This is a genomic window from Chryseobacterium contaminans (assembly GCF_001684955.1).
GTDB classification, from domain to species: domain Bacteria; phylum Bacteroidota; class Bacteroidia; order Flavobacteriales; family Weeksellaceae; genus Chryseobacterium; species Chryseobacterium contaminans.
This window is the reverse complement of record NZ_MAYF01000268.1, coordinates 19,245-31,424: the sequence shown is the minus strand read 5'-3', so window position 1 is coordinate 31,424 and position 12,180 is coordinate 19,245. Positions and strand designations below refer to the sequence as shown.

Genomic DNA, 12,180 nt, shown 5'->3' with positions numbered 1-12,180 from the left:
ATGAGCGCCACTTTAGCAACGCTGCTTCATGAATTTGATCCAAAACTTGAAATTGCCATCTTCGAAAGGTTAGGAAGATTCGCCAAAGAAAGTACAGCAGCTTGGAACAACGCCGGAACAGGGCACTCCGCATTTTGTGAGCTAAATTATACACCGGAACAACCGGATGGTAGTATTGATATCAAGAAAGCAGAAAGCATTGCAGAACAGTTTGAAATTTCAAAACAGTTTTGGGCTTATTTATTAGCAAAAGGATATATTCAGGAACCAAAGGATTTCATCAATTCCTGCCCGCACATGAGCTTGGTATTTGGTGAAAAAGATGCTGAATATCTTAAGAAGCGTTATGATAAAATGTCTGAATCAGTGCTTTTCTCAGGAATGGAATTTTCTACAGATCATGATAAGCTGAGAGAATGGATTCCGTTAGTCATGAGCAAAAGAAACAAATCTGAAGTGATGGCGGCTACCAAAATGGATATGGGAACAGACGTTAACTTCGGAACATTGACAAGAAAAATGGGAAGACACCTTTTGGAAGATTCAAAAGTAGAAGTATTCCTGTATCACGAAGTGAAAGATATCAGCCCTAAGGAAGATGGAAAATGGGAAATGAAGGTGAAAGACAGAATCCACAGCCACAAACAGGAAGTGAATGCAGACTTTGTATTCATTGGTGCCGGAGGATATGCGCTTCCTTTATTGGATAGTTCAGATATTAAAGAAAGTGAAGGATATGGAGGTTTCCCGGTTTCCGGGCAATGGCTGGTAACACATAATCAGGAATTGGTAGAGAAACACCAGGCTAAAGTATATACTCAGGCCACTGTAGATGCTCCTCCAATGTCTGTTCCGCACCTTGACCTTAGAATTATTGATGGTCAGAAAGCACTTCTTTTCGGACCTTTTGCCGGGTTTTCAACAAAATTCCTGAAGGAAGGAAGCTATCTGGATCTACCGGAAAGTGTGAATACAAAAAACTTAAGATCTCTATTTGGAGCATGGTGGCATAATCTTCCACTTACCAAGTATCTTATTCAGCAGGTAGCGATGACCAAGTCTCAAAGAATGCAGCATTTAAGAGAATTTATCAAAGATGCTAAAGAAGAGGATTGGGAATTGAAAGTAGCTGGACAAAGAGTTCAGATCATTAAGAAAGATGATAAATTAGGAGGTAAGTTGGAGTTCGGAACCGAAGTAGTGGTGAATAAAAACGGGACTATTGCATCATTATTGGGAGCTTCACCTGGTGCGTCCACAGCAGTAGAAGCAATGCTTACTGTGATTGAAAAGTGTTTCCCTGAAAAACTTCACGGAGAATGGAAAGAAAAGTTGCTGGAAATGGTTCCGTCATACGGACAAAAGCTGGCAGAAAATCCAGAGCTTACTGAAAAGGTAAGAGCATATACTAAAGAAAAGCTGGAATTAGAATACTAAATATTAATAATGAGCAATGAATAAGCTGTATCAACAATATTATTCATTGCTCATCACTTATTACTCATAAAAGGTGGAAGAAATAGTTATCAAGCCGGTTATCGCAAAAGAGCTCCTGGAATCTCTTCAGACAAAAATAGAAGAAGAGAAACAGGTGATTGTACACTGTTGTTTTCCCGCATCACCATTTTTAGGAAACCTGATCAGGATCTGGCATTCAACTTATCTTTTTGATAACCAGTCTGAGCATAGAAGCAAATTGATTCATGCAGAGAATATATCCATTTCTCCTTATTGGACACCTGTTCCCTTTATGCAGGATTTTTGGTTTACTTTAATCTTTTCAGGGTTACCGAAAGACTGTAAAAGTTTTGATCTTAAAGAAGTGATTCCGGAAGAAGGTGGTTTCTTTGTAGAATCTATTAAAAGGAATTCTTCAGATGTGTATCGTGTAAAAATTTCAGAATCTTATTAGCATGAAGGTTAGGGAAGAAAAGCTGGAACGGATTATTCAATGGGCAGAAGATAACCCGGATATTCGTGCTGTTCTTTTAACCAGTTCGCTGGTAAACCCCTATGCTCCTGTAGATAACTTTAGTGATCTTGATGTAGAGCTGGTTTTTCAGAATAGAAAGGCTTACGAAGAAAATAATGAATGGATTAAGTTCTTTGGAGAGCCGATTTCTATGGTGGAAGAGAATGATACAGCTTTTGATGGAAAGCATGCTATGAAAATGGTTTTGTACAGAGATCATGTAAAAGTTGATTTTAAATTGTATCAGGTATCAGAATTTTGTGAAGAAATTAAGGAAGAATTACTGCCGGAAGATTGGGATCTCGGATACAAAGTTTTAATAGATAAAGATGGTCTTACAAAGAATTTGAAGGCTCCAACTTATCAATCCATAATGATTCACCCTCCAACAGAAAAGAAATTTAAACAAGTGCTGAATGATTTCTGGTGGGATACAACCTATGTGGCAAAGTGCCTTAAAAGAGGTGATATTTTCTATGCTAAATTCATGTCTGAAAATATATTGAGATCCGATTATCTGGTTCCTTTAATTGAATGGTATATTGCAAGTACTCATGACTGGAATAATATAACTACGAATAAACACGGAAGGCTTTTCAAAAAATATCTTTCTTCAGAATTATGGAATAGAGTAGAAGCTACCTTCTCAGGAAGTGATATTGAGGAAAACTGGACATCCTTATTTGCATTTGCTGATCTTGTTCATGAATTAGGAGTTGCTTTGTCTGAAAAACTGAGTTTTGAATATCCATTTCAGCATGAAATAAACATACGGAATTATCTTGCAGAAGTAAAAGCGATGCCTTAAGCAAATTCATTCTGGCGAATAAGATTTTCAATACAATATTCTGCAATGGCAGTAATCGTTACAAACGGGTTCACTCCAATGGTTCCGGGAATTAAAGATCCATCCAATACATACAGGTTTTCATGATCCCTTAGCTTTCCAAACTCATTGGTGGCTTCTCCCAATACACATCCGCCAAGTGGATGATAACAAATATCCGGTCCAAAACCATTATTGAACAAAAAATGACTTCTGGTTCCACCATTTGCATTATTCATTTTCCTGATAAAATATTTAGCATTTTCCCTCATTTTTATGGTGTTGCTTTCATCCCAATTCAAGGTAATTTTCTGATTGATTGTATCATAACCTACCTCTCCTTTTTTATCCACTCTGTTGATAAGAAGATATAAGGCAGTGGCCACATCCATTCCCATCGGTAAAGGAGCAATTTCTGTGAAAAAAGGATGTTCTTTATCATCCCAGTTATCAATTCCGCCTACCGGAATGGTTGACTGTTTTGAACCTGTTCCACCTGACAAAGGCTTTACCCAGTTTCTTCCGGTCATAAAATTACCGTTATTACCCCAGTTTTTTCCAATTTTTTCATGAACAGGAAGGTTATTCACAGCATGGGAATGTAATAACAGTTGTAACGTCCCCATAGTTCCTGCAGCAAGAATCAGTTTTTTACAGTTGAATACCTTGTCTGTAACTACTTTTCCTGAAGTATCAATCTGCTGAACATTAAGAGAGTAACTTTTATCCTCATTAAGTTTGATATGATTCACACGATGAAGATCCAGTATTTCAAGATTTCCGGTTTCCATGGCCTTTTTCAGATAGGTTTTATCCAAGCTGTTTTTGCCATGATTATTTCCATAGATCACTTCAGTATTAAGGGCAGAGCGGGGAACTTCATTCAAATATTCCTTTTCCATATATTTGAAATCATATACATTGGGAACACGAATGGTTTTGAAACCTGCTTTATGAGCCTCTTCTTCACCTACTCTCGTGAATTTATAATAAGGACATTCTTTTAGAAACTGCTCATCAATAACATTTACTTTGAGCTCTTCACGAACCATTGGAAAGTAATGGCTGTAAAATTTTTCAGCATCGAGATTAGGGAAAACTTCTCTGAAATAACTTTCTTTAGGCGTTACGGCCATTCCTCCGTTCACCAGTGAGCCGCCACCAACACCTCTTCCCACCCAAATATTAAGATGGTCAAACTCAAGGCGGTCCAAGGTTCCTGTAAAAGGAGTAAGGGAGAACAGATTCATAAAAGGAGCGATACTTTTCTTCTTCAGCCATGCAGAACTTTTCCCAGGCTTCAGAAGATTAGAAAACGGTATTCCTGCTTTTTCCCAGTTGAGACCCATTTCCAGCAGAACTACTTTTTTTCCGGCTTCACACAGACGCAGGGCAGAAACGGCACCTCCGTAACCACTTCCAATGATAATAATTGGAACATCTGTGGTTTCTTTTATCTTGTTGGCTCTTCGTTCAGCTGCCTGAAAAAGCTCTGATTGTAAAAAATAAAAACCTGAAATAGCCAGTAGGCTCGTTTTGATGAATTTCTTTCTGTCCATGGGCTTTCCTGCTCAAAAAGTATGCTAGATTAAAGCCGATTTGTTTTATTTAAAACAGATTATGCTTTTTATTAGAATTTTAACTTTTCATACGCTTAAAAATTCATAGTTTTACTTATAATTTAAAGTTCATGAAAAGGTATATACTCATCTTTTTGTTATTCCCGTTGTTAGTATTTTCTCAAAAGAAAGTTTCTAAAGAAGTGGCAGAGGTTAAAAAATTTCAAAAAGAGCTTGATAAAGAATATTTAGATCCAAAAGAAACTCCTCTACGTGGGGATAACTTTAAAAACTTTAAAAAGCATCCGTTTTTCCCGATAGACATGAAATATCGGGTAACAGCAAAATTTGTTAAAACTGAAGATGCTCAACCTTTTGATCTTCCAACATCTTCCGGCAAAACAAAATCTTATAAAGAATATGGTAAAGCAACATTTGAACTGGATGGAAAACCTTATACTTTAACTTTATATCAAAGCCTGGATCTTATTAAACAGGATAAATACAAAGATTATCTTTTCCTGCCATTCCGGGATGCTACCAATGAAAAAGAAACTTATGGTGGCGGAAAATATATGGATTTGAAAATTCCGAAAGGAAATACCATTATCCTGGATTTTAACCAGTCTTATCATCCGTTCTGTGCCTATAATGCTTACGATTATAACTGTCCTATTGTTCCTGAAGAAAATAAACTTCCGGTGGAAATACGTGCAGGAGTAATGTATCAAGACATTTATCATCATTAATTATGGTAAAACTAGAATTTTTTAAACCGGAAGAGCACCTTGCAGGGGTGCGCTATCGTTTAGATGAAGATCAGTTGCGTTTTACAGCTTCTGCTAATCAAGTCTTACAAAGTATTGAGGCAAGGGATGATCATGATGCTTATCCCATTACAATTCTGGAAAATCATATTCCTGTAGGATTTTTTGTCCTTGATTTTGGAAAGGATAAATTCGAACTTACAGATAATAAAAATGCTGTTTTGGTAAGATCATTATCTGTAAACCCGGAAATGCAGGGCCGGGGAATCGGGAAAATAGCCATGACATTGGTAGATGATTTCGTAAGGGAAAATTTTAAACATTGTGATGAAATTGTTTTGGCTGTGAACCAGAAAAATGAGTCTGCTTATCACATTTATCTGAAAGCTGGATATATTTATGATGGTAAAACCAGAATCGGACGGAGCGGCCCGCAATATCTGATGTATAAAAAACTTTAATAAAATTTTAAAATCATATTTTTTTTCCTGCTGATTTGTTTCCATACCTTTGAGTAACATCAATTTACAACTATGGAAATATCACTTCACAATCAGGTTGCAGTGGTTACAGGAGCTTCCAGTGGAATAGGTTCCGGTATTGCAAAATCACTGGCTTCAGCTGGCGCAATTGTTATTGTTAACCACTCTTCACCAAGATCCCAAGATGAGGCCAAATCAGTATTAAACGAAATTACGGATGCCGGAGGGAAAGGAATTACCTATCAATGTGATGTTTCACAGGAAGATCAGGTAATCCGGATGTTTCAGGATGTGGTTGCAGAATTTGGGACTGTAGATATTTTGGTAAATAACGCCGGAATCCAGAAAGATGCTAAGTTTACTGAAATGACTTTGGATCAATGGAATGCGGTAATAGGGGTAAACCTTACCGGACAGTTTCTTTGCGCCAGAGAAGCGATTAAAGAGTTTCTTCGGCGGGGAATAGATACATCCCGTTCCATAGCTTGTGGAAAGATTATTCATATCAGCTCTGTGCATGAAATTATTCCCTGGGCAGGGCATGCCAATTATGCAGCCAGTAAAGGCGCTATCAGAATGCTGATGCAGACATTAGCTCAGGAATATGGCGCAGATAAAATCCGTGTTAATTCTATTTGTCCCGGTGCAATTCAGACACCGATTAACCAAAATGCGTGGAATACACCCGCTGCACTTAATTCACTTCTTACTCTAATCCCCTATAACAGGATCGGACAGCCTCAGGATATAGGAAACCTGGCTGTATTTCTAGCCAGCGATCTCGCTGATTACATTACCGGAACCAGTATTTTCGTTGATGGTGGAATGACAACGTTTGAAAGCTTTTCTACGGGCGGGTAAGAGCCCGGTTTAAAGTTTGGGAACGTTATTATCAAATTGTAAATCCTTTTTACAACATATTACTCATTATTTATTGCTCATTACTCATTACTCATAATTAACGTTTATGTCAGAAAAACAGAGAATTTCAGATATTGTATGGAAAAAATGGGGCCCTTATGTAAGCAACCGTGAATGGGGACTTGTTCGTGAAGATTACAGTGAAAATGGAGATGCGTGGAATTATACGAGCCATGACACTGCAGAAGCGAAAACCTACCGGTGGGGTGAGGAAGGCATCTGTGGAATATGTGATGATCTTCAAAAACTGGTATTCTCCGTTGGCTTCTGGAATAAAAAAGATAAAATGGTAAAGGAACGATTCTTTGGCCTCACCAACGGGCAGGGAAATCATGGAGAAGATGTAAAAGAATATTTTTACTATCTGGATTCCACACCTACCCATTCTTATATGAAGATGTTGTATAAATATCCTCAAAATGCTTTTCCTTACGATGATTTGATTAAAACCAATGCAGAAAGGAGTAAAAATGAACCTGAGTATGAATTAATTGATACCGGAATTTTTGATGACAATGAATACTTTGATATCTTCATTGAATATGCGAAAGAAGACCCAAACGATATTCTTGTCAGGCTAACAATTGTCAACAAAGCTGATAAAGATGCTGAGCTTGTCATTTTACCAACAGTTTGGTTCAGAAATACCTGGAACTGGGGCTATGATGATTACAAACCTCAGCTATCTGCTGAAGAAGCCGATCATATCAGAATCAATCATCGGGATCTTGAGATCAAGAATATCTATGCAAAACAATCTTCAAAAACCTTATTTTGTAATAACGAAACCAATAACCATAGGCTTTATCAATCTCCTAATGATTCAAGATATTGTAAGGATGGAGTCAATGATTTTGTTCTAAATGGCAATTCCCAAGCTGTTAATCCTAAAAATACAGGCACCAAAGCTTCATTTTTTATTGATGAATATATTAAGGCTAAAGAATCCAAAGTATATGAACTAAGGCTTACAGATAAGGAATTAAAAGAGCCATTCAGTGATTTTGAATCAATTTTTGAAAGACGGTATAAAGAAGCAGATGAGTTTTATGCTGATATTCAGAAAGGAATTCAGTCGGAAGATGAAAAACTGGTACAAAGGCAGGCATTTGCCGGTATGCTCTGGAATAAAATGTTTTACCATTATAATGTTGAAAAATGGCTGAAAGGAGATCCGGCAGAAATGCCGCCTCCCAAATCACGCGAAAGAATAAGGAATTACGACTGGAAGCATCTTAATAATGAACATATCATTTCTATGCCTGATAAATGGGAGTATCCATGGTATGCCACCTGGGATCTTGCTTTTCATACCATCAGTTTTTCATTAATAGATCCGGATTTTGCAAAACATCAGCTGAAGCTTTTTCTTTTTGAATGGTATATGCATCCCAATGGGCAGCTCCCGGCTTATGAATGGAATTTTAGTGATGTAAACCCACCGGTGCATGCATGGGCAGTTTTTAGGGTATTTAAGATTGATGAATATTTACAAGAAAAACCTGATCTTGAATTTTTGGAGAGTGCTTTTCAGAAATTGCTGATGAACTTTACCTGGTGGGTTAATAAAAAAGATATCAATGGGAATAATATTTTTGAAGGCGGCTTTTTAGGACTTGATAATATCGGGGTTTTTGACAGAAACTCTGTACTTCCCAACGGAGAGCAGCTGGAACAGTCAGACGGAACGAGCTGGATGGCTATGTTTGCTCTGAATATGATGCGTATTGCTTTAGAACTTGCATTGTATAATAATGTATATGAAGAAATGGCAATGAAATTTTTTGAGCATTTTCTATCTATTGCCCATTCGCTGGATAATATGGGAGACGAAAATTTCAGCCTTTGGGATGAGGAAGATGAGTTTTTCTATGATGCTATAGCTTCCAGTGACGGAACTCATATGTATTTAAGATTAAGAACCATTGTAGGATTGATTCCCATGTTTGCCGTTGAGGTAATAGATGATGAAATGATTGAAAATCTCCCCAATTTCAAAAAAAGAATGAAATGGGTGCTGGATAATAAGCCGGAACTAGCTGCTCTGGTATCAAGATGGGAAGTGAAAGGTCAGGATTCCAAACACCTTTTGTCTCTCTTGCGAGGGCATCGGCTAAAAAGATTGCTGGCAAGAATGCTGAATCCAGATGAATTTTTAAGCGAATATGGTGTGAGAGCGCTTTCCAAAGAATATGAGCAAAATCCTTATACCCTTAACCTCAATGACATTGATTATTGTGTAAAATATACTCCTGCAGAAAGCGATAGTGGTTTGTTTGGAGGGAACAGCAATTGGCGCGGACCGATTTGGTTTCCTATTAATTTTTTGATTATTGACAGTCTCCAACGGTTTTTCTTCTATTACAGCCCTGATTTTTTAGTGGAATATCCTACCGGAAGCGGAAATTATTCGAGCCTGGATCAGATCGCAGATTCTTTAAATAAACGACTAGCCAAGATATTTCTAAAAGATGATAATGGAAAACGGCCTGTAAATGGGCAATATGAAAGATTCCAAACAGATCCTGATTTTAAAGACTATATTCTATTTTACGAATATTTCCATGGTGATAACGGACGTGGAGTAGGAGCGTCTCATCAAACAGGCTGGACAGGTCTTATTGCAAAAATCCTGCAGCCAAGATTTACTAAAAAGGAAATAGCCGAATCTGAAACGGAAATGCCTGAAAATACGGGTAAAATTTAAAAATCACTCAAATATCTGTTGTATTACTTCCAGAGAAGCAGGAGTTTTAAAATCTGTGATATGATAATGGTAATATACCAAAAGGCTGTCCAGAAAATCCTTTCTTAGAGAAGAATGTATTTTTACACTGTAAAGATTTTCAGCATTGAGAATGTTTTTCCAAATCATAGAAATTTCTTCACCAAATAGCTGATGGGCGGGAACAGTGGAAAACGTTCCTGTTTCCGGATCTAAAAAGTTACCTTCACCAATTAAAGGAGCCACTCCCTGTATTTTAAGTATGACAAGCAGAAACAACAAATGACACTGATAGTTTTGTTGCTCCAGCTCAGCAATAAACCTTTCAATGCTGAGAAAAATTTTAGGATTCTTATTTTCAAGTTTCAGAACTTGGTTAAGAAAGTCTGAAATAAAAAATATGACAGTACCAGCCTTGATATCAGCATAAACATCATTACTTCTTACCAGCTCAAATTTTGAGATGGTAGGGATTCCATTACCTCTCACGGGGCTAATAGAGAAATTTAATTTATTCAAGGGTTGCAGGAAGGCTTTCTTTTTATTTTTTCGGGAATAAATTCCTTTCAGAAAATAAGACTGAAAACCATCCTCTTCAGTAAAACAATGCAAAACAGCATCATTTTCGCCATATTTGATGAATGAAAGTAAAAAACCGTTTTGTGTATTCATTAATTGACTACGCCTATTTTGGCCGTCGCTTTATCAGAACCATCTTCATTAGTCATGAGTACAAAGTAAATTCCTGATGCCACTCTGGCTCCTCGTTGGTTATTAAGATCCCATTCATAAATTCCTCCTCTTGCTATTGCAGAGTGTACAACATTTCCTGCAGCATCAACGATTCTTATATTGGTCTTTTCTGCCAATCCTTTAATCGTTACTTTTCCTTTGAAATTAGAATAAACTACAGGATTAGGATACACCATCACTTCTCCAAAATTGGAAGTTACATCTGTGATATCTCCCTGATAAGTAACAATACCGTTATAGGTTACAAAATATACTTTTCCTGTTTTTTTATCTACTTTTATGTCGGTAACAGTATTGGTAGGAAGAGGAGAGTTTTCCATGGTAAAATGTTTTATGGTTCTTTGACCATCTGCAGAAAGGTAATATACACCACCTCCATCTACAGAAACCCATTTATAATTTCCTCCGTCTGTTTCTATCTGTAGAATACTGGAATCTCTGAAGAGTTCTTCTCCAAGCCCGTTTTGTTCTATGATTATAGGGTTAACCTTAGGTTCAGGTGCTTTTATTGCCGTAGCAGCATTAGATAATACCCTTACCCCTTTGTCTGTGCTAATCCATATGTCTCCCGATTTGTCGGCAGCTACAGATAATGTACCTGATGCTGTAGATGGAAATCCGTTTTTTTCATCCAATATATAATCGGTATCATCAGAAAAATTAAGGGGATCTTTATAATCACATACCCAGAAGGCATTTGTTCTTGATAAAGGGATCCATAGCATATTTTCATAAATGATTGGCTTTTGTACGGATGCACTTTTAAAATTAGATACTTTTAGATTGAAGTCATCTTTCGCCTTATCATATACAGCTACAGCAGGACCCGCCTCATTATATGAAAACACAGCGAAAATATTGTTTTGAGCATCAGTAGTAAAGCCTACTGCTCTTCTTTGTCCGGGAGTAGCCTGCACCGGATAATATTTTACAAAATCAAAATCTTTATTTGAAGAATTGTATTTCAGTTTATAGATTCCCTGAACATCCATTGCATAATTTGCAAAAAGGACTTCACTATTATCAAGTGGATTAAGGATAGCGTCTAATATGTTAAGAGTTCCTGTAAAAGTTTTAAAGTAAGAAGGATAAATCCATTCTGTACCGTTAAAATAGTAAAAACCAGGTCTTTTAGGATTGATTATTGGTGTATTGTACCTTCCGACTCTTGCCCCGGTAGAAACCAATAACTGATTATTATCGTGTATACTTATTTTATAGGCAAAATTAAATTCTGGTCCGGATGGTTTATAAGTATGATTACTTTCATCCTTTATTCCTGATAATACAGTTCCTGCAAATAACTTACCGCCAGCCATAGTAGCGGTATTACACTGTTCTCCGAAATCTGTAGCATTCGAATTGGTCCCGTTGAGTCCAAAAGTATACACCCTGCTGTCTGTAACTACAACATTACTTTCAGTTACAACAACATCCTGAATATTTACAAGGTTAATAGGCAACTGAACAGGAGCTCCATTATTGTAAATGAATGCCGCCGTAGCAGAAGAAAATGCCAGTTCTGTTTCGGAATCAATATGTTTAAAGCTTCCGGGAACCTCAGTAACCCATGTGGAATATGCAGGGAATGTGTTATTTATTTCATGGCTTTTCAATCCTGAATTGGTTACAGAATATACCTTATTTCCAAATATGGTAGCTTCATTACTTGCTTCAAATGTTCCACCGTTGAGGAAAAAAACAGAGTCAGCAAACTCTTTCTTTTTTATATTAAAAATAGATACTCCGTAACCTACTGAAATTGTAGCTCTGTCTCCTGTGATTGAGATATGATTGATTTTTTTATTTCCGTTGTAACCAGTTGCAATAGGAATATCAACGATATATTTAATTTCGTTGGGAGTAACCACATCTATGGCTCCATTTTCATAACCAATAACTCCTGTTTTGCTTTTAGGATCATAATCGAAAGCTGTTATACCTATATTATGAAGACCATTGGCTTTAGACAGTTTCGTAATTTCTCCTGTTGCTATTGTATAATAGAATATTCCGTTTTCTGTGGCAGCTATTATTTTTCCATTGTCTTCCTTCATCGCTAAGACATTATTATAGGAAAAGAGATCTGCCCATTTTTTTGATGAAATGACCTGAGCTTTTGTAAACTGCAGGGAGGCTAAAATACCAAGAGAAATTAGAGAGAGTTTTTTCATG

10 protein-coding genes are annotated in these 12,180 nt (G+C 36.9%); 7 read left to right on the top strand and 3 right to left on the bottom strand.

Annotated elements, in window-relative coordinates:
• The 3 genes from mqo to BBH99_RS13380 all read left to right on the top strand — a co-directional run.
• A partial coding sequence (mqo, locus tag BBH99_RS13390) for a malate dehydrogenase (quinone) (protein ID WP_066696553.1) occupies positions 1-1,437 on the top strand: 1,437 nt, incomplete at its 5' end.
• Between the two features lie 73 nt (positions 1,438-1,510).
• Positions 1,511-1,912 (top strand): hypothetical protein, encoded by a 402-nt coding sequence (locus BBH99_RS13385; RefSeq protein WP_066696551.1) that lies wholly within the window; start codon positions 1,511-1,513, stop codon positions 1,910-1,912.
• Between the two features lies 1 nt (position 1,913).
• Complete coding sequence (locus tag BBH99_RS13380) at positions 1,914-2,780, top strand: AadS family aminoglycoside 6-adenylyltransferase (protein ID WP_066696549.1); 867 nt, start codon at positions 1,914-1,916, stop codon at positions 2,778-2,780.
• On the opposite strand, the gene BBH99_RS13375 is transcribed toward BBH99_RS13380, so the two are convergent.
• Positions 2,777-4,357, bottom strand: coding sequence for a GMC family oxidoreductase N-terminal domain-containing protein (locus tag BBH99_RS13375; protein WP_066696541.1), 1,581 nt, complete (start codon positions 4,355-4,357; stop codon positions 2,777-2,779). The genes BBH99_RS13380 and BBH99_RS13375 overlap by 4 nt on opposite strands.
• 131 nt (positions 4,358-4,488) lie before the next feature.
• Between BBH99_RS13375 and BBH99_RS13370 the strand changes: the two genes are divergently transcribed.
• The 4 genes from BBH99_RS13370 to BBH99_RS13355 all read left to right on the top strand — a co-directional run bounded on the left by BBH99_RS13370 (position 4,489) and on the right by BBH99_RS13355 (position 9,234).
• Complete coding sequence (locus BBH99_RS13370) at positions 4,489-5,106, top strand: DUF1684 domain-containing protein (protein ID WP_066696539.1); 618 nt, start codon at positions 4,489-4,491, stop codon at positions 5,104-5,106.
• Positions 5,107-5,108: 2 nt separating this feature from the next.
• A complete protein-coding gene (locus BBH99_RS13365) occupies positions 5,109-5,585 on the top strand; it encodes a GNAT family N-acetyltransferase (protein WP_066696537.1) in 477 nt (158 codons plus the stop codon).
• A gap of 72 nt (positions 5,586-5,657) precedes the next feature.
• Positions 5,658-6,467: a glucose 1-dehydrogenase gene (locus tag BBH99_RS13360; RefSeq protein WP_066696535.1), complete on the top strand. Its 810-nt coding sequence runs from the start codon at positions 5,658-5,660 to the stop codon at positions 6,465-6,467.
• A gap of 106 nt (positions 6,468-6,573) precedes the next feature.
• Positions 6,574-9,234, top strand: a complete 2,661-nt coding sequence (locus BBH99_RS13355; RefSeq protein ID WP_066696533.1) for an MGH1-like glycoside hydrolase domain-containing protein — start codon at positions 6,574-6,576, stop codon at positions 9,232-9,234.
• Positions 9,235-9,237: 3 nt separating this feature from the next.
• Here the strand turns inward: BBH99_RS13355 and recO are convergent, their stop codons facing one another.
• Entirely contained in the window at positions 9,238-9,924 is a 687-nt protein-coding gene (gene recO, locus BBH99_RS13350; protein ID WP_066696523.1) for a DNA repair protein RecO, read from the bottom strand.
• Positions 9,924-12,179 carry a type IX secretion system anionic LPS delivery protein PorZ gene (gene porZ / locus BBH99_RS13345; RefSeq protein WP_066696520.1) on the bottom strand — a complete coding sequence of 752 codons (2,256 nt, stop codon included), beginning with the start codon at positions 12,177-12,179 and terminating at the stop codon, positions 9,924-9,926. Before porZ ends, recO begins: the two co-directional genes overlap by 1 nt.
• Position 12,180: the final 1 nt, after the last annotated feature.

Coding starts and splice junctions, on each gene's coding strand:
- BBH99_RS13360 (WP_066696535.1), top strand. CDS start 5,658: ATGGAAATATCACTTCACAATCAGGTTGCAGTGGTTACAGGAGCTTCC.
- BBH99_RS13375 (WP_066696541.1), bottom strand. CDS start 4,357: ATGGACAGAAAGAAATTCATCAAAACGAGCCTACTGGCTATTTCAGGT.
- BBH99_RS13380 (WP_066696549.1), top strand. CDS start 1,914: ATGAAGGTTAGGGAAGAAAAGCTGGAACGGATTATTCAATGGGCAGAA.
- recO (WP_066696523.1), bottom strand. CDS start 9,924: ATGAATACACAAAACGGTTTTTTACTTTCATTCATCAAATATGGCGAA.
- porZ (WP_066696520.1), bottom strand. CDS start 12,179: ATGAAAAAACTCTCTCTAATTTCTCTTGGTATTTTAGCCTCCCTGCAG.
- BBH99_RS13370 (WP_066696539.1), top strand. CDS start 4,489: ATGAAAAGGTATATACTCATCTTTTTGTTATTCCCGTTGTTAGTATTT.
- BBH99_RS13355 (WP_066696533.1), top strand. CDS start 6,574: ATGTCAGAAAAACAGAGAATTTCAGATATTGTATGGAAAAAATGGGGC.
- BBH99_RS13365 (WP_066696537.1), top strand. CDS start 5,109: ATGGTAAAACTAGAATTTTTTAAACCGGAAGAGCACCTTGCAGGGGTG.